Origin of the sequence: Pseudophaeobacter sp. (assembly GCF_048267565.1) — a bacterium.
GTDB classification, from domain to species: Bacteria; Pseudomonadota; Alphaproteobacteria; order Rhodobacterales; family Rhodobacteraceae; genus Pseudophaeobacter; species Pseudophaeobacter profundi.
The window spans coordinates 1-17313 of the sequence record NZ_JBLWXG010000006.1; the positions used below are offsets into that span (position 1 = coordinate 1).

Here is a 17313-nt window from a genome sequence, read left to right on the forward strand (position 1 = left end):
GCCGTCTTCTCGCCAGCTTCCTGCTCCTTGATCATTTGGATGATCTGTTCGTCCGTGAATCTCGTCTTCATTTGTCCGTCCTTCGGTTGGGCGGACTCTACACAAAACTGGAGGAAATTCAGGGGCTCAGGTCACAGGCTCCGAAGTGATGATCTTAAATCCACCAATGTTTGCCCAGTGGACATCTTGAGGTCGTTCAATGTTGGGGGCATTCCAGCCCTGACGAAACCGAGCAGCACCAGTCGGTGAATGGCAAGCTCTTGCGGAGTAATCCCATCCCATCGATCTGCCATCCGTTCCGCTGTCATTAACGCCTCAAGAGCCTTGGCAACATACCCATCAGACACCACTGACCAGTCGAGATAGCTGCTTCGCGCCATGACCGCCTTCATCCTGCACAGCAGGACAGTTTGGCTACATCCTTATCAAATGTTTGTGCGGCTAGCTTCAGCCCCTCGACTGTTGTGAGATAGGGAAAGATCATTGCGCCCAGATCGTCGTAGGTCATTCCCATTTTGATAGCCATCGCTGCGGTCTGGATACTGTCTGCTCCTTCCGGGGCAATGATATGCGCGCCCAATAGCTGCTTAGTGTCCTTGTCCGCGATCAGTTTGATAAGACCGCGCGTGTCGCGGGCAGCCAACGCACGAGGCACGTGCTCCAGGCCCAAGACCGATGTGGCCACTTCATGACCAGCGGACTCGGCCTGCGCCTCGGTAAGGCCGACACTGGCGACCTGTGGATCAGAAAAGACAACAGCGGGCATGACGCTGTTGTCATAGCTGAGTGTGTTTCCATTCATCGCATTCTTGGCGGCGAGCTTCGCGCCATAGGCCGCCATATAGACAAACTGATCAGTCCCGGTCACATCGCCTGTCGCATAAACCCCGTCTCGGGTACTGCGCATCTGCGGGTCGATGACAATTCCGCCACGCGCGTTGATGTCGATCCCAGCGACATCAAGCCCCAAAGAACCCGTGTTCGGGATGCGACCCGTCGCCAACAAGAGCTTCTCGGCTTCGATCCTGACCGCCACGCCGTTATGTGTCGCGTGCAACGTGACAACCCCTCCCGTTTTTTCGAACCTGTCGTATGATAGCCCGTCCAGCACCTTGATGCCTTCATCGACAAAGGCTTTCGTTAGAGCTTCGCTGACCTCTGGTTCGGCTTCTGGAAGCAAGCCACGACGCGTGACAATGGTTACTTCGACACCTGCGCGGGCAAATATCTGAGCAATCTCAACGCCGATGTAGCCGCCACCCATCACCATGAGTGACTTGGGAAGTTCTGACTGTTCAAGTGCTGAGGTGCTGTCCAGCCATTCGACCTTATCCACTCCGGGGATATCTGGCACATGTGGCGAAGACCCCGTTGCGATGATAATTTTTGGCGCACGAATGGTGCGATCTCCAACCTCTAGAGAGCCATCGCTTGCGAAACTTGCCTGGCCTTCGATGTAGTTGACACTTTCATAGTTCGGCAAAACATCAACGTATTTTGCGGCCCGCAGATCATCGACCAAGGCTTGCTTTTGGGCGACCAGGGCCGCCCAATCGGTCACTTTTGCGGTGGCTTCCACACCATCAAACCGGTCAGCGGTTTTGGCTGAATGCAGTGTTTCCACTGCGCGGATCATCGCCTTGGACGGAACACAACCGACGTTGACACAAGTGCCTCCGATGGTTCCATATCCGATGAGCGCCACGCGGGCACCGTCTTCGGCGGCCGTGATCGCAGCAGAAAATCCAGCAGATCCAGCGCCAATTACAGCGAGGTCAAATGTATCGGCATCTGCCGAATTCGAAGAACAACAGTCGGACATATTTTTGGTCTTTCGGTATCAGGTTTTCCGCGCACGGCGGATGAGAGCATAAATCGTGATCAGCGCGAACACAGCGAGAGCGGGCAATAGGACATAATCGAGATAGCCAACTACGGCCGACAGCCCCACAATCCCGAAAAGCACAGCGAGAATTGGCGTGAAGCAACACAGCGCGGCTATCACCGTGCCAAAGATGCCGAGTTTAAGAAGTCTGTCGTTCACCTCGGTCGCCCTCTCTGAAATCTCGATCTTGCCTGCGCAACCGCATGAAGGATCGTGTTGCCAGAAACGCGATTCCGCCAAGTGTTGCCAGGAGGGATGCGGTCAGCACATTGGCGCCAGATAGAAAACCAGCGGTTCCGAAAAGCGCAGTTCCAACCAGAGCCAGTTTTCCACCACAGCAGATGACGACAACCGGGGCAGTCACGATGAAGGCCAGCAAACCTCCTGTTGAGCTATCTTTCATTTTAGGCTCAGGAATTGCTGTCGTTAGAAACAAGCTCGGCTTCGTAGCCCGCAGCCGTTGACGCAAACGCGATATCTTCTGCATTGGCTATGGCGTCGTCAAAGACCACAACAGCCGTTCGAGTGTCTGCATCGGCGCTCACTTGTATAACACCTTCGACGCCGCTCATCGCCGATTCAACAATGAATGGGCAGCTGGCACAGGTCATACCTGGGACCGAGAATGTCACTGTCTGCTCAGCCGCAAACACAGGAGCGGCGGCCATGAAGCCAATCAAGGCCAAAACTGGTGTGTAGAGTTTCATTATGGTTCCTTTCACAGACCAAGAAGAATGGGGGCGACGACCGGCGCAATCCAATTCCAGAATAACGCGATCACAATGAGAATGGTTGATGCCCAAAGTGCAGATTTGACCAGCCGATTGGGAAGTGGTCGGGCACAAGTCTCTCCATCCGCACAGGCTTTAGGTTTGCGGTAAACCATCCAGTAGCCGTAGCCAAGAAACCCAAGCGTGATTGCGATGAAGGTCGGCTTGTAAGGTTCAAGCGCCGTCAAATTGCCAATCCATGCGCCGGATACGCCAAGGCTGAACAAGATCAACGGAACAATGCAGCAGGTTGAGGCCGCAAGGGCTCCAAGAATGCCGCCCGCCGCAATCATGCGAGCCTTGCGGCTTTCAGGGTCGTGTTTGTTCAGGTCAGCGTTTGTTGTGTCAGTCATTCAAGTGCTCGCAATTCCGGTTTCTAGGTGTAACATGCGATCTGTAGGGGCTACAGATGCAAGGAGATTCTTCAATGCCTGAGGTCACAAAAACGCGAGGCTACGCAATCGGCGAGATGTCCAGACGTACCGGCGTGAACATTGAAACGATCCGCTACTATGAGCGTATCAAACTGATGCCAAAACCGGATCGCACGTCGGGCGGCAACCGGCAGTACAATCATGATCAACTCAAGCGGCTGTCCTTCATCAAGACGTCGCGAGAGCTTGGGTTCAGCATTGATGAAATTCGAGAATTGTTGGAAATGGTTGACCGGCAAGACTTTACCTGTGGCGAGGTACATGGATTGACCATCGGGCACTTGGCTTCTGTGCGTGAAAAGATCAAAGGGCTGCGCAAGTTGGAAAAGGCACTTGTGGGTATGGCAGCGGAGTGCAGCCAAGGTGACGTTCCCGACTGCCCTATTCTGGAGACATTGTTCGAAGCGCGGTGAAAGCTAAGTTCCATACCGTGAGCAACCAAATTCGCAATATGGAGTACGACGCAAGAAAACCTTGAAACACGAAGAGCCAATTTCCGGCTTCGTCCTTGTCCCGCACTGGCAACCTTCGCCGCTGTCTTATTGAACGGCAGCTTTCTCAACGTGAGGACGGGCGTTATTTCCTCACGCCCTCCACAAGCTCCAAGACGCGCGCGTACTCTTCGCTGATCTCGCGCGCCTGCTCGAAAACCTCACGTCGTTCCTGATCTAAGCACCGAAAGTACTGCTCGACATCAGCAAAGTAGATCTCCGCATCGCGCCTTAACAGATCAGCATATTCCTGCACGTCATCCGCATTAGTCGGCATCCAGGGCTGCACAGGCGGCAAGCAACTGCCCGCATTCACGGCAGACCCCCAGCTCAAAACGACCATAACCGCCCATGTTTGTTTCAAAAGCCCCATATTATCTTGGCTCAGCCACTCCGTTGCAGTAAATTCGTTTCAACGCATGAAGGGCGCAATAACTCAAATTGCACCTATTGATTGCAAGATTATAATATTGTATCGGTTGGGTAGTCCATGAGGGACTGCCGGGCCAATGCACAATTCTGTAAGGCTCGATCCTATGAATTTGATGCAAGACGCCCCCAATGTTGTCAGTGAAGACGGGCTGCGCACGCTGCTTGCCGAGGGTCATTCGGCGGATGTTGTGTGCCGGATTACGCCCAAACGTACAGGTGCTCAGTGGTCCGGAGTTTGGACCGTGCATTGCGTCTCGCCCGACGGTGAGGTACGCCGCCTGCTTGTCACCGCGCGCAACAACATGGCCGCTCGGGAATTCAAGACAATCAATGGCTTATCTAGCTTCCTTGCGGGCCTTGGTGTTTCGATCGTTTCGATCCCCATGCTCGAAGGTAAGATCGCCTCGCACAAGCTGGACGACGCGGGCTAAGCCACTTGCCGTCCTCGCAGCATTCCTTGCTGCCCCCGCCTATTGTGAAGGCTTCATTCTCTCCATGCGGGCCAACGGCCAGCTGGAGACCAAGCCACCTCAATCCAGTTTTGCACAAAGCTATGTCGACGGGATTGGTGCAAACCCACCAGAGCTGATCGTTTTTGCAGCGCCAGAGCTTGAAGCTCCCCCTCCTGCACCCGCCCGCGCAGTTCCCCGCCCCGAAATCCTCGCTGCCATTGAAAGCACCGCGCATCGCTATGGCGGGCACCCTGCTCTGCGCGGCGCAGGTCTGTCGGTGACGGAATGGCAGGCGCTCTTCCAAGCCAATATCGAGATCGAAAGCGCCTATCGCCCGAATGCACGCAGTTCTGCAGGTGCGATTGGCCTCGGACAGTTGATGCCAGCGACGGCCGCAGAACTCGGCGTGGATCCGCATGACTTGCAGGCAAACCTCGATGGCTCTGCCCGTTACCTTCTGATGATGTTGGCGCAGTTCGGCACGCCCGAACTCGCGCTCGCTGCCTATAACGCGGGACCAGACGCGGTCGCGCGCTATGGCGGCATTCCTCCCTACCGAGAAACCCAAAATCACGTGCGCCGGGTCACGGCCGTGCGTGATCGACTGACTGGAGCCTCCTGATGCAAATTCAATTCCGCACGATCCTGTCGCTGGCTCTGGCCAGTTTGATGATTGCCAATCCCGCGCTCGCGCAAAGTATCGACCTCTCACCGGTGCAGAACCTTCTCCAAGGCATCGTCGACACGATCACCGGCCCCTTGGGCATAGTCATCGGCACCTTGGCCTTGATCGGTGTGTTCCTCTCCTGGCTCTTCGGCATTCTCGACTTCCGCCAGGCTCTCTGGGTTCTGGTCGCCATTGCAGGGATCGCAGCTGCACCGACCATCGTGACCGCCATCTGGGGCGCATAAATTCGGCATGGCAACGCAAACCCGCCTCTTCCTCGGTCTGATCCGGCCGCCAAAGCTCATCGGCTTGCCGATCATGTATGCCATGGTTTGGCTCTTCGGGTTTGTGTTGCTGTTTCTGTGGGTCCAGAGCTGGCCGGTGATCATCATCGCCGCTCTGGCCTATCCCGCGCTTTGGAAAGCGGCGGATTGGGACCCGGCCTTTCTTGAAGTGATGGTCACTGCCCTGCAGGAAACGCCCCCGACGCCAAATCGCAAGATCCATTCGGGGGACAGCTATGCTCCGTGATCCTTCGGATGATCTTGCAACGCTGCCAGACTGGGCGCGCAAAGAGCGCCCGATGGCCAGCATGCTGCCCTATGTCAGCCTGGTGAATGATGTGACGATCCGCACGCGCGGCAATGCTCTGTTCCAGTGCATCCGCCTTGATGGCGTCAACAGCATGACCAGCGATGACGCGCATCTGGAGAAGATCCGCGCGCTCTTCGCGGCGATCATCGCGCAGATCGGGCCGGAGTACAGTTTCTACGTGCACAAGGTCTCAAAAGCGATCGAGACTGCTTTGCCACCGGTTTGCGAGGAAGGGTTTGCTCAAGCGCTGGACACCCGCTGGCAGCTGGCCATTGCGCGGGCGGGGCTGCGGGACAAGACGCTCACACTCACGGTCCTGAAACGTCCTCCCCTCGGCGCTCGGCTGCGCCTGAAGCGCTCAGACTCGATCGCTCAGATGAAAGACCAGACAGCCAAACACCTGCGCAAACTTGAGGAGGTCGTCGGGTTTCTCAGATCGTCTTTCTCTGAGATGAACCCACGCTTGCTTGGGGCCGAAAATGGCGAGCTACTCGGGTTCCTCGGGGCGCTCAACATTGGCCAGGAACGACCGCTCTTCGCAAAATCCCGCTTTGGCATCATTGCCGAGGACGTGGCCAACACCCGCGTCACGTTTCAGGGGCGAGGCTTTGCGCTCGACGATGGGGCGGCGGGCAAGCGGTTTGGTACGAGCTTTGCGATCAAGACCTATCCAGCCAAAACCAGCTGTACCATGTTTGATGAGCTGAACCTGCCTGTCGACATGGTGGTCACGCATTCCTTCACGCCGATTAACAGCAACATCATGGCCAGCCGCATCAAGCGGCAACAGCGCCTGATGAAGGCCAGCGATGACGGCGCGATTTCTCTCGCAGAAGAACTGGTCGACGCGCTGGACGATCTGGAATCTAAACGGCTCTGCTTTGGCGATCATCACATGTCCGTCACGGTTTTCGCCGAGACCGAGGAAAAGCTGGAAGCCATCGCCGCCGAGGTGCGCAACATCGCGGCCAGTGAAGGCGTCAATCTGGTGAACGAGAGCTTTGCAGCGCGGACGCATTATTTCGCGCAGCATCCGGGCAATGGGCAGATGCGCAGCCGTAAGGCCGCCATCACCAATACGAACTTTGCCGACCTCGCAGCGTTGCATCGCGGTCAACTGGGCAAGCCGGGTGATAGCGTGCCTTGGGGCAAGCCGATTACTCTCTTCCCGACGCCTGAACGCTCTGGCTTCCTGTTCAACTATCATGAGATGGGTCAACCGGACAAAGAACCAACCGGTGGGCATACCTTGATCCTTGGCCGCCCTGGCTCCGGCAAATCGGTGTTGTCAGCCTTCCTCATGACCCAAGCCCGCCGCTGCGACGCGCGCGTGTTCGTGTTCGACTACCGTGCAGGCATGGAAATGGCCGTGCGCGCCAATGGCGGGCGCTACAGCGCCATCAAGGCGGGCGAGGCAACCGGTCTGAACCCGCTCCGCACGGAAATCGACGGGCGCGGGCAAGCCTGGCTTTCTGATTGGTTGGCCACCCTTTTGCATCGCTCCGACAAGCCCCTGAGTCCGGTCCAAATCAACCGCATTCAGGAAGTGGTGCGCCAGAACTCCGGGGCGAGCGATGCCGCCCTTCGCAACTGGCAGGATCTGGCCTCGCTTTTTGTGGCTGGAGCAGATGAAGGGGATCTGTTCGAACGGATACAGGAATGGACCGCAGATGGCCGTTATGGCTGGATCTTCGGGCAAAGCGCTGAGGATACCTTTTCGCTCGATGGTGATATCGTGGGCTTCGATCTGACCGGCATTCTCGACAGCGAAAGCGAGAAAGAGCGCATGGCCGTGCTGTCCTATCTGTTTCGGCGGGTGGAGCGCGTGATCGAGGATCGCAAGCCCACGCTGATCATAATCGATGAGGCCTGGAAGGCGCTCGACAACCCGTACTTCGCGGACCGCCTTAGCAACTGGCTTGTCACCGCCCGCAAACAGAACGCGGTCGTTGTGATGATGACGCAATATGCAAGCCAGCTTGAGAAAACACGCACCGGCAAAACGATTATCGAGGCTGTGCCGACGCAGCTCTTGCTTCCCAACATTCGCGCTTCGGCCAGCGATTACACCATGCTGGGCCTTACCGAAAAAGAGCTCAGCGTTTTGCTCGGCACCGGCAGCAACTCCCGTCTGGCGCTGGTGCGCGATGATCAAGGCTCGGTGGTGATCGACGCCGATCTGAGTGCCCTTGGCCCCTACCTCACGATCCTAGGCGGCATGGAAAAAGGCGAAGCGCTGGTTGGCGCAGACTATCGCCAGAACCCCGAATTTTGGAGACAGATTGATGCGTAGACTTTGCGTGCTGACCCTCACCCTTTTGACACTGACGGCCTGCGCGGAATACCGGCCGTCGGAAGCAAAATGCTTCAATTCGTTTGCTGAGGTCAGTCGCAGCAACTGCAATTTCGAACCGCTCGGCCCGATTGGTGGTCTCGGTGAGTAAGCACCGCCTGCATATCTTTGCGGGCTTGGTGTGGTTCGCCGCGCCAATGGCCTATGCCCAAGGCGTGCCGACCTTTGATGCTGGCATGTTTCTGCAGCGTGAGCGCGTCTTGCAACAAGGCGAACAAGATCTGGCTTTGCAGCGGGATCGTTTGACCAAAGAGGAAGAGCTTGAAGCGCTCGAGCAAGAACAACTCCAGGCACTGGAAGACATCCTCGATGCCACGACGCTTGCCAGCGGGAACTCAGGCACACTGGTCGCGAGCTTGGAAGCTGGGTCATCACCTGAAAGCGCCGCAGACACGCTCTATGGTTCGGTCGACCCAAACCCCGGCGCGCCACAGATGTTCGGCGATGCCTCAGGATCGATTGAACAGCTGATCATCCGCGCGGCTCAGGAAACGCACCATATGTCCGGTGTGCGCGCGGCGGGTCTGTCGCCCAAGCAATGGCGTTGCCTGTTGCAAGCGCTGATCTGGCAAGAAAGCCGTTTCACCATCGGCGCGCGATCCCCTGTTGGAGCATTCGGCCTGACCCAGATTATGCCCGGTACGGCCCAAGATCTCGGGATTTACCCGGCCTATTACGAAATCCCCTACATCCAAGTCACCGGCGGCGCACGCTATCTGGCGCAGATGCTGGCCATGTTTGACGGCAACATCATTCACGGGCTGGCGGCCTACAACGCCGGTCCGGGGAATGTGCAGCGCTACAGCGGCGTGCCACCCTTTGCCGAGACCCAGCACTACGTTCAGGTCATCCCCGAGCGCTACAACCTCTACCTTGCACGCGTCGGCGGCGTTGACGCACTCGGCACCATCGACCCGGTTCTGCTCGCCAATTCTACTATGAGCCTGACCTCTTTCGGCGCAGGGGTCTACGGCGACTATTCCTTGGTGTCGGTGCAAGCGGCCGCGCTGCGCGCGCAGGACATCATCAGGCGTATTGGTCAGACCGATGACATTCACGCGGCCATGTCGCTCAACACCTACGCGCGGGCCGAACTCGCTCGCCTGATCGCGATCCGCACGCGCCTCAAGGCCGCCCATACCCGCCCGCTCAGCGCCGCAGAGCTGGCCATGGCGGCCGCGCAGGCCCGCGAACAAGAGTTCATGCAATTCGATCTGGAGGCACTCCGATGATCCGTTTTCTTTCAACCGTTGCCACATGCGCTTTTCTGGTTGCCTCACCCCTGTTCGCCCAAGGCGTGCCGACCGTCGACACGCGCAACATCGCCCAAGAAATTCGTCAGCTGCAGCAGATGCTGGAGGATTTCGGGATCCAGACCGACCAGCTCGACACGCTTCTCGAACAGCTCGATCTGGTGCAACAGCAACTGGATACGCTGAATGAGACCTACGCGGCCCTGACCGGCGCGACAGACATCATCGAAATGGCCATGGGTGGTGATCTCGATGGCCTACTCGATCAGGAATTCGGTGAACTCCTTGGCACCATCCGGCAAATCCAGAGCGGCGATTTCAGTGGCCTCATTGGCAACGCCGCCCCTCAGATGGAAGGGCGCATGACACAAGCGCTGGAGGATGCAGGCTTTGACCAAGACAGCCTCTCCGACATGGCCAGCAGCGGCAATCCAGGGGCTGAGCGCATCGCCAGCCAGGCGGGCACCGGGGCGGTGATGTCGGCGGCCGCTGAGAACAGTTATGAAGAGGCCGCGCAATCCCTCGAACGGGTCGAACAGCTGGTCTCATTGATCCCGGACATGGAAACGCTCAAGGAAGCGGTGGATCACAACACCCGCGTCACGGCCGAACTGGCCATTGCCATGACCCGCATGTGGGAGCTCGAAGCCATTCAGACCGTCGGCGCGGGCCAATCCGGCGTGGTGGATGCTGCCACGCTGGCCGAAGAGCGCCGCTATATGGACTTCACCCTGCCAGACCTGCGCGCGGATTGATCCCATGAACAGCGAGGCAGAAATCATCGAAGAAGAGCTCGTCTACGGCGCACGACGACGCGAGCTCATGTGGCAGAAACTGGGGCTGACAGGCATGGCGTTTGGCATGGCAGGTTGCCTCGCCGCTGCTCTTGTCGCTCTGTTCGACGTGGACCCGCCGCCCATGATCGTGCCCTTTGATAGCGAAACCGGCATGGCCCTCCCCAATGCCATGGTTGAAGCGGTCTCACTCACGGAACGCCCCGCTATCATCGAGGCACAGGTCTACCGCTATGTGATTGATCGAGAGACCTACAATCAGCTCGACAATGACGTGCGCGTGCGGCGGGTCCTGGACCAGTCGGACGGAGCTGCGGCCGCAGGACTGCGCGCACTTTGGACAAGTGGCCATGAGGCCTATCCGCCCGACAGCTACGGCACAGATGCGCGGCTTGAGGTCGAGGTGCTCTCGATCACCCATATCAGCGCCAATCGTGCCCAGGTGCGCTTGCGCAAGCGGCTGAGCTCGCCGCGTGGCACGCAGAACGGGCTCTTCACCACCACGCTGATGTTTGAGTTTCGGCCCGAGAATAGCCGGTCGATCGACGACGTCTGGCAGAACCCTTTCGGCTTCACCGTCACCGAATACGCGATCCGCTCGGATCGTTTGGAGTAACCAATGCGCCGCCTGTTCCTGATCCTTGCTTTCCTCGTACCGCTTGCTGGCATCGCCCATGCAGAAACCCAGCCGCGCCAAGGCCCCTATGATGCCCGCGTCCGGTTGGCCACCTATCAAGATGGGCAGGTCTACCGCATCCGCACCAGCCTGACCCATGTGACCAGTATTGAATTCGGCCAAGGCGAGACCATTCGCTCAATCATTGCGGGCGATACTGAAGGCTTTCTTCTGGACGGCGTGCCCGGCGGCCAGGCCTTTGCTATCAAGCCAGTCTCGCGCGGCGCGCATACCAACATCACCGTCTATACCAACCGGCGCAGCTATTATTTCAACGTGACCGAGGCGAGTTCGCCGACTTTCTATGTCATCCGCTTCACCTATCCGGAGTCCGCTCCCCAGCAATCGCGCGTGGCGGCAAGCCAACCTGCCAACCACGCCTATGGCGTCAGCGCACGTTCCGAGATCACCCCGCGCGAAATCTGGGATGACGGCACCTTCACTTATTTCCGCTTTGCCGCGAATGCGCCGTTGCCCGCGATATTTCGCTGGTCGGCTGGCAATGAGCGCAGCGTGAATGCTCTGGCCCGACCTGATGGCGTGATCCGCGTTTCAGGTGTCAGCGATCGATGGGTTCTCCGGCTCGGCGAGGATGAGATCTGCGTCCAAGAGATGAGCGAGGCAAGCCAGAATGAGTGAAAAAGCTGAGCTTAAGAAACGCCTCGAAGCGATTGAAGGTAAAACACAAAACCCGAAGGCGCGTCCGTCTGTTGTCACTATTGCCCTAGGCATTGCGGCAATCGCTGCCCTTGGTGGCCTTTTTCTATTCTTCTCTGGCGGTTCTGAACCTGAAGGCCTCGAAACCGCCTCACCGGATGAATTCCAAGCAGCGGGACCAGGGTTTGGAGACCTTGAGCCAACCCCTGCACCGATTGACACATCGCCACCTCCAGCAGAGTCAGAACCGGACAACGAAACAGACGAGCTGCGCGCGCAAATGGACGCCATGCGCACCGAGCTCGAAGCCCTGCGTAACGCACCAGAACCTGAGGCTCCGGACGTCGACACTGAAGCGCTGGATGGCCTGAGCGCAGAAATCGATGCCCTGCGTAGCGAGGCAGCAGCAACACAAGCCGCTTTGCGCGAAGAGTTGGAAGAACGTGCACGGCAAATACAGCGACTGCAGAACGATCTAGAGCTTGCACGCCTGGAAACACCGCGCTCGCCTGCTCCAACCGGCCCTACGGCCGAAGAACTGCGTCTTCAGGAGCTGGAGCGGCGGCGGCAAGCCGAACTTGAGGAGCTGCAAGCCCGTATCGCCAGCCCGATCATCGCCTTTGGCGGCACTGGAAGCGGCAATAATGATACCGCCGCCGAGCAGCGGCGACTTGATGGCGACACAGACTTTGTCCGCAACGGCGCTGAACCTGCTGAGGTGACTCAGGCCCAGTTGATCGTGAACCCGTCAAACACGGTCGTTCAGGGCACGATGATCCAGGCCGTGCTCGAGACAGCGATCGACAGCTCGCTCGCCGGTCAGGTCCGCGCGATGGTATCGGAAGATATCCACGCCTATGACGGCTCGCGGATCCTGATCCCGCGCGGCGCGCGCCTCATCGGGCGGTATCAATCTGGCCTCGACATTGCTCAGCAACGCGTGACGATCGCCTGGGACCGGATCATTCTCCCCAGCAACCAGACCGTCGAAATCAGCGCTTTTGGTGGCGACGCACTGGGACGCTCCGGCACGACCGGTTTCGTCGACAGCCGTTTCGGCACGCGGTTCGGGTCAGCCGCCCTGATATCTCTGATCGGAGCCTTGCCTGCTGTGGCAGCCCAGAACACCGAAGACGAGATCACCTCTGATGTGCTCGAGGGAATTGGGGAAGACCTGCAAGACAGCGCACAAAGCGTGATCGGCGAATATCTTTCCGTCTCTCCGGTGATCTATGTCGACCAAGGAGCCCGCGTCACCGTGATGGTCGACCGCGATCTGGAGATCTTCTGATCATGGCGGCCAGCTACCTGCAGAGCTCGATGGACAAGATCCCCGAGGCGCGTGATCCGAAGCTGATCGAACTTTGTATCAACCCCGACGGTACTCTTTGGGCCGAGTTTCAGGGGGATCACTTTATGCGGTCCGTCAATCGACCGCTCTCACCGAACGAGATCAAAGACTTAGGCAATCAGGTTGCTTCCGCCGCGAACACCACTCTGAGCCGGACCAAGCCGATTGTATCAGTCAGCATCACCTACCGCGACCGCCCGATCCGCGCGCAAGTCATCCAGCCCCCCGCCGTTGATGGCGGTTATGCGATCTCCCTGCGGTTCTTTGCCGACCTACCATTAGAGCGGATCAAGCTGTCCTATCTCTTCGGAAAAGAGCGCAGCAACGAGGGTGCAAGGCGCAAGCGCAACGCAGAGCTGCGCGATGTCGTGGCCACCGGCGACATCGACGCCGCGATCAAATTTTGTGTGACCCATAAGCTCAACATGATCGTCTCCGGCGGAACTTCGACCGGCAAGACTGTCACAGCACGCAAAATCCTCTCCTTCGTGCCCGCCGACGAGCGCATCATCACCATCGAAGAAGCCGCCGAGCTACGCCCAACTCAGCCCAATGTCGTCACCCTGATGTCTGACCGCGATGAAGCCACGCGCAGCGCTGACGTGCTGCTTACCTCCACCCTGCGCATGCGGCCGGACCGCATCGTCCTAGGCGAAGTACGCGGCAAAGAGGCGATGACTTTCCTTGAAGCCATCAACACCGGGCATGGCGGCTCACTCACGACACTGCACGCTGAAACACCTCAGCTGGCGGTTCAGCGTCTCGCCATCGCCGCCCTGAAAACCGATGTGCCCATGACCTACCAGGACATGAACGACTATATCACCCGCTCGATCGATGTGATCATCCAGGCCGGTCGCCATGAAGGCGCGCGCGGCATCACCGAATTCTACCTGCCGGTTGATCCGGCCCATTCAAAGGAAACAGCCCATGTTTGAATACAAGATTGAACAGATCAACACCGCCAAAACCAAGCCACCGAAGATCGAAGCCCAGCTGACGGCCCTTGGCCAGGATGGCTGGGAGCTGGTCTCAGTCGTTCCGGATTTCGACGGCGAACACATCCTGAAGGCCTTCTTGAAGCGGCGCACCGGCTCGAGCGCCTAAACCTAACTGAGGAGGATCCGATGGGCGTCGTCACCTGGATGGTTGAGACAACCGACAACTTTCTGGAAGACGCTGCCCAAACCACCTTTGGCAACGTCGCCGGTCAGCTTGGTGGCGTCATTGCCGTGTCTTCGACGCTCGCCGTGATTGGCGTGTTCCTCAACATGGTGTTTCAGTACAAGTCGATGGATGGGCGGACCGCCTTCTGGTTCGCCCTCAAACTCATGTTGATCTCCCTCTTTGCGATGAATTGGGTCCAATTCAACGCTGTGGCCAGTGCCCTGATCGATGGGCTAGACCAACTTGCGGGCGGCATGGTGGCGGGGCTTGGCGGCGGCGGTGCGGGTGCGTCTTATTTCGCCGGGGCCTTCGACGATCTCATCGAAGAATTCGGCGACTACCTGAACGCCGCCGGTGACAACATGCATTGGATGGCCGGAGCCCTGATCGGAGCAATCGGCGCGTTCCTCTTGGGCGTCATCGGCGCACTCTGCGGCCTTGTCCTGATCTTCGCAAAGATCATGCTGGCCTTCATGATCGGCATCGCCCCCATCATGATCGCACTTTCGCTTTTTGATGTCAGCAAGGACTATTTCCACCGCTGGCTGTCCAGCACGGTATCCTACGCGCTTTACCCCCTCGTGATCGCGGGAGTGTTTTCCACCGTTGTCGGCATGTCACGCTCGCTAATGACCGAACTCGGAGATCCCTCTGGCGCAAGCAACATCGGCGCGCTGGTGCCCTTCTTCATGATGATGTTCCTCGCAGGCGGCATGATCATCGCCACCCCGCTGATCGTGCGCTCTATCTCGGGCAACTTCATGATGGTCGGACCGCCGAGCATTCCCGGTCCTGGCGGGTTCGCCAAGGGCTTGATCGGCACTAGGGGCTCACGGGCGCGAGCACGGTTTGGAAGTAGATCGAATGCTGAGATCACGGGGGCAGGAATACGGCAGGCAAGCAATGCTACCGTTTCGATGGTTCAGCGGGTGGCAGAACGGGCGAAGCGTTTAGAATAAGGTTTAGGCTCGAACTCAACGTTCACTGTTTCGAACTTGCTGCCATGCAACTTCCCAAAAGCTGCTATGGAAAAATGCGTAGCGATCATGCGCCGCTGACGTATTTTAACGCGACGTCGCGGTACTGCCCTTGTCACGATAACAAGCAGTGCGCTGTCCATCCATTTCAAGATACCGAAGCTCTAAGATGGGTGCATTATGCACAACCTGTCGCCAACTGCGGCATCCATACTTGGAGGGCAGTTGTTCAGGGTAACGCTTAGCAATCCATTTGCCAGCTGCAGCCGCAGGTGCCCACCCATCGACGGCCAACGCATCGAATGCTTCTCGCAAGGCGCTCACTATACCTGAGGCGTCCCAATTCACTTTTCCGTCGGGAGAAATTCCATTGACAAATAGCTCTTCGAATTCCTTCGACTGCAAGAATTCTGACATCGTATGCCGTATTTTATCCATGTCTTCGGCCCATTCACGAAGTTGTCCGAAGTGATGGTCGATACGGTCGTATGCAATGATCAATGCATCTTGCGCGGCACGACATCCATCTGGGCTCCAGAGGTCGTGCTGGCTGATAAAGTGATGAACCAGATTGTTCCTAAGAAGTACCATTTCTCTCAGATCGCTCTCAACGCGGACGAACTCTGCATCCGGCAAGCCAAGTGACATCTGCATGGCGAACCAATTGACGTTCTCTGGAGAATTGGTTGTCGTCACTTCGGGAGGGTTGATCTCATCGGCAACAACATACGATCCAAGGAGATCACCAACCAAGGTGCCGAGCGTCTTGCGGGCCGCTTCGTCAATCTGCGTTGCCTTTGCCCGCTCCAAGTCATGAAACGGTCCTGAAACCTTATGATGCGCCACCATGGCTTTGATTAGCCGCTCATACTGTTGTAGCCGTAACATGCATCGACCCAGCAACCGCTGAACTTCATGCTGAAGTGTATGCAGGTCTTCATCGTCTAGCATCGTCATAGTTCAATCCGGTCTCTGCCTCGCTGACATCAACCATATTTCAACCTTATACGCGATGCCTTAGCATTATATTGCCCACCCGAAATCATTCCCAATCCCAGCACTACTGGCCCTTACGAACATTGAATCTGAGCTTGATGCTGCGTTGCCGAGCAGCCAAACTGGCCTTTCAACCTTGATGCCGTGATCTCAGCACACCATTTCGATTTCAGGGTCGAAGATGGCCCGCTTGATATGCTTAAAGACTTTAGAAGGAGCCCGATCGTGGAAGGATTGGCGATTTTCAACACAGAAGCTGAATGTATTTATCGTGGGGAAAGCTACTGCGTTCGCGATAATGGTTCGGTCCTTCGCCGTGCACGGCAAGATCAGAGGAAGCGACCGCTTGATGAGACTTGGACTTTTGGAAATCCAAGCAAAAGCGATGGCTATATGACGATCTCGGGTCACAAACTTCATCGGATTGTTGCGACAGCATTTCATGGAGAACAACCGAGCAAGAGCCATGTGGTAGATCACATCGATACGAATCGCCGAAACAACCGCCCTGAAAACCTACGATGGGTCACGCGCCTGGAGAATATTCTCCTCAACCCGATCACTGCGAAGCGGATCCAGAATTTGTATGGTAGCATCGAGGAATTTCTCGCTGACCCGCGAAATCCGAAGAATGGCACACTCACCGCGGATTTCGAGTGGATGAGGAGCGTCTCACCATCAGAAGCTGACAAAAGTCTGCAGCGAATGCTTGCCTGGGCGGGGTCCGAAAGTACCTCAACAGGAGGCCGCCTTGGCGACTGGATTTTCGGCCGGGGCCAGAAAACGGTTGTAGAACCAGTTGAAGAACTGGTTGCATCCAAAACGGTTGGTGCACTTCAGCGTAACTGGCGCGTGCCAGCTGAGTTTCCTCTTTGTCCCGAAACTAAGACCGAACATCCACTCAAAGAATACCTTTCCCGTTTGGTAAAGGGAGCGGTCGCAGTGATTTCCCCTTGGGGAGAAACAAAAGTCGGAGACGTGGCGATGATCGGTGGAGAAAGTGCCATCTACTTGCTCGGCGAACACGGAGAGGATGCCATCAAACCATGGTCAATCTCAAAAATCACCTTTGAAAACGGATTTTTTGTTCATGAGAGTCAGGGCACGTTTTTTATGCGTGACGGAGCGGAAAAGGCCCTGACTGAAGCTCAAGGATTGCCCTGGGAAGGTGGCGAAACATTCGATGACTACTGCTAGTCGGCCTCATGCAGTCGGCCCAATCTGGACTTTCGACTGAACTTTAGCATGCTGCGACGCAGCGCGCCGAACCTACCATTCGCTGCATTCGCGAATTCCACAGCAAGAAGGCATCACACTTCGCCGACTGGATATACGCCATATTGAGTAGTCACGTGACGGGAGCG

The 17313-nt window shown here is 57.3% G+C and carries 22 protein-coding genes; 15 read left to right on the top strand and 7 right to left on the bottom strand.

Going from position 1 to position 17313, the window contains the following annotated elements:
* Positions 1 to 388 precede the first annotated feature (388 nt).
* From merA to ACN0VH_RS13985, 5 genes are read right to left on the bottom strand one after another with little or no spacing between them, the layout of a single operon-like run.
* Positions 389 to 1822, bottom strand: coding sequence for a mercury(II) reductase (gene merA, locus ACN0VH_RS13970; protein WP_417700927.1), 1434 nt, complete (start codon positions 1820 to 1822; stop codon positions 389 to 391).
* A gap of 18 nt (positions 1823 to 1840) precedes the next feature.
* Positions 1841 to 2044, bottom strand: coding sequence for a mercury resistance system transport protein MerF (gene merF / locus ACN0VH_RS13975; protein WP_348493588.1), 204 nt, complete (start codon positions 2042 to 2044; stop codon positions 1841 to 1843).
* On the bottom strand, positions 2025 to 2372 hold the full coding sequence (locus ACN0VH_RS20880; protein ID WP_490362987.1) for a hypothetical protein: 348 nt from the start codon (positions 2370 to 2372) through the stop codon (positions 2025 to 2027). Before ACN0VH_RS20880 ends, merF begins: the two co-directional genes overlap by 20 nt.
* Positions 2296 to 2592, bottom strand: a complete 297-nt coding sequence (locus tag ACN0VH_RS13980; RefSeq protein ID WP_417700928.1) for a cation transporter — start codon at positions 2590 to 2592, stop codon at positions 2296 to 2298. The genes ACN0VH_RS20880 and ACN0VH_RS13980 overlap by 77 nt, the downstream gene beginning before the upstream one ends.
* 11 nt (positions 2593 to 2603) lie before the next feature.
* Positions 2604 to 3008: a mercuric transporter MerT family protein gene (locus tag ACN0VH_RS13985; RefSeq protein WP_417700929.1), complete on the bottom strand. Its 405-nt coding sequence runs from the start codon at positions 3006 to 3008 to the stop codon at positions 2604 to 2606.
* 74 nt (positions 3009 to 3082) lie between these two features.
* Between ACN0VH_RS13985 and ACN0VH_RS13990 the strand changes: the two genes are divergently transcribed.
* The gene (locus ACN0VH_RS13990) at positions 3083 to 3502 is read left to right on the top strand and encodes a MerR family transcriptional regulator (protein ID WP_203240508.1); all 420 of its coding nucleotides are present in this window, start codon (positions 3083 to 3085) and stop codon (positions 3500 to 3502) included.
* Positions 3503 to 3665: 163 nt separating this feature from the next.
* Here ACN0VH_RS13990 and ACN0VH_RS13995 read toward each other — a convergent pair whose 3' ends face one another.
* On the bottom strand, positions 3666 to 3953 hold the full coding sequence (locus ACN0VH_RS13995; protein WP_417700930.1) for a hypothetical protein: 288 nt from the start codon (positions 3951 to 3953) through the stop codon (positions 3666 to 3668).
* A gap of 163 nt (positions 3954 to 4116) precedes the next feature.
* Between ACN0VH_RS13995 and ACN0VH_RS14000 the strand changes: the two genes are divergently transcribed.
* The 13 genes from ACN0VH_RS14000 (at position 4117) to ACN0VH_RS14060 (ending at position 14935) form a co-directional block, all read left to right on the top strand.
* Positions 4117 to 4443: a hypothetical protein gene (locus ACN0VH_RS14000; RefSeq protein WP_417700931.1), complete on the top strand. Its 327-nt coding sequence runs from the start codon at positions 4117 to 4119 to the stop codon at positions 4441 to 4443.
* Between the two features lie 64 nt (positions 4444 to 4507).
* On the top strand, positions 4508 to 5086 hold the full coding sequence (locus ACN0VH_RS14005; RefSeq protein WP_417700932.1) for a lytic transglycosylase domain-containing protein: 579 nt from the start codon (positions 4508 to 4510) through the stop codon (positions 5084 to 5086).
* Positions 5086 to 5376, top strand: a complete 291-nt coding sequence (locus ACN0VH_RS14010) for a TrbC/VirB2 family type IV secretion system protein (protein WP_417700933.1) — start codon at positions 5086 to 5088, stop codon at positions 5374 to 5376. Before ACN0VH_RS14005 ends, ACN0VH_RS14010 begins: the two co-directional genes overlap by 1 nt.
* Positions 5377 to 5383: 7 nt before the next feature.
* Positions 5384 to 5662 (top strand): VirB3 family type IV secretion system protein, encoded by a 279-nt coding sequence (locus ACN0VH_RS14015; protein ID WP_024096577.1) that lies wholly within the window; start codon positions 5384 to 5386, stop codon positions 5660 to 5662.
* A complete protein-coding gene (locus tag ACN0VH_RS14020) occupies positions 5652 to 8018 on the top strand; it encodes a VirB4 family type IV secretion/conjugal transfer ATPase (RefSeq protein ID WP_417700934.1) in 2367 nt (788 codons plus the stop codon). The genes ACN0VH_RS14015 and ACN0VH_RS14020 overlap by 11 nt, the downstream gene beginning before the upstream one ends.
* A gap of 197 nt (positions 8019 to 8215) precedes the next feature.
* Positions 8216 to 9310, top strand: coding sequence for a lytic transglycosylase domain-containing protein (locus ACN0VH_RS14025; protein WP_417701024.1), 1095 nt, complete (start codon positions 8216 to 8218; stop codon positions 9308 to 9310).
* Positions 9307 to 10086, top strand: a complete 780-nt coding sequence (locus ACN0VH_RS14030; protein ID WP_417700935.1) for a type IV secretion system protein — start codon at positions 9307 to 9309, stop codon at positions 10084 to 10086. Before ACN0VH_RS14025 ends, ACN0VH_RS14030 begins: the two co-directional genes overlap by 4 nt.
* 4 nt (positions 10087 to 10090) lie before the next feature.
* Complete coding sequence (locus tag ACN0VH_RS14035; RefSeq protein ID WP_417700936.1) at positions 10091 to 10741, top strand: VirB8 family type IV secretion system protein; 651 nt, start codon at positions 10091 to 10093, stop codon at positions 10739 to 10741.
* Between the two features lie 3 nt (positions 10742 to 10744).
* Complete coding sequence (locus tag ACN0VH_RS14040; protein ID WP_417700937.1) at positions 10745 to 11440, top strand: TrbG/VirB9 family P-type conjugative transfer protein; 696 nt, start codon at positions 10745 to 10747, stop codon at positions 11438 to 11440.
* Positions 11433 to 12749 (top strand): TraB/TrbI/VirB10 family type IV secretion system protein, encoded by a 1317-nt coding sequence (locus ACN0VH_RS14045; protein ID WP_417700938.1) that lies wholly within the window; start codon positions 11433 to 11435, stop codon positions 12747 to 12749. Before ACN0VH_RS14040 ends, ACN0VH_RS14045 begins: the two co-directional genes overlap by 8 nt.
* A gap of 2 nt (positions 12750 to 12751) precedes the next feature.
* A complete protein-coding gene (locus tag ACN0VH_RS14050) occupies positions 12752 to 13747 on the top strand; it encodes an ATPase, T2SS/T4P/T4SS family (RefSeq protein WP_417700939.1) in 996 nt (331 codons plus the stop codon).
* Positions 13740 to 13916, top strand: a complete 177-nt coding sequence (locus ACN0VH_RS14055; protein WP_417700940.1) for a DUF4177 domain-containing protein — start codon at positions 13740 to 13742, stop codon at positions 13914 to 13916. The genes ACN0VH_RS14050 and ACN0VH_RS14055 overlap by 8 nt, the downstream gene beginning before the upstream one ends.
* 20 nt (positions 13917 to 13936) lie before the next feature.
* The gene (locus ACN0VH_RS14060; protein ID WP_417700941.1) at positions 13937 to 14935 is read left to right on the top strand and encodes a TrbL/VirB6 family protein; all 999 of its coding nucleotides are present in this window, start codon (positions 13937 to 13939) and stop codon (positions 14933 to 14935) included.
* A gap of 105 nt (positions 14936 to 15040) precedes the next feature.
* Here the strand turns inward: ACN0VH_RS14060 and ACN0VH_RS14065 are convergent, their stop codons facing one another.
* Positions 15041 to 15910, bottom strand: coding sequence for an OST-HTH/LOTUS domain-containing protein (locus ACN0VH_RS14065; RefSeq protein ID WP_417700942.1), 870 nt, complete (start codon positions 15908 to 15910; stop codon positions 15041 to 15043).
* A gap of 264 nt (positions 15911 to 16174) precedes the next feature.
* Between ACN0VH_RS14065 and ACN0VH_RS14070 the strand changes: the two genes are divergently transcribed.
* Positions 16175 to 17146, top strand: coding sequence for an HNH endonuclease signature motif containing protein (locus tag ACN0VH_RS14070; protein ID WP_417700943.1), 972 nt, complete (start codon positions 16175 to 16177; stop codon positions 17144 to 17146).
* The last annotated feature ends 167 nt before the right edge of the window (positions 17147 to 17313 follow it).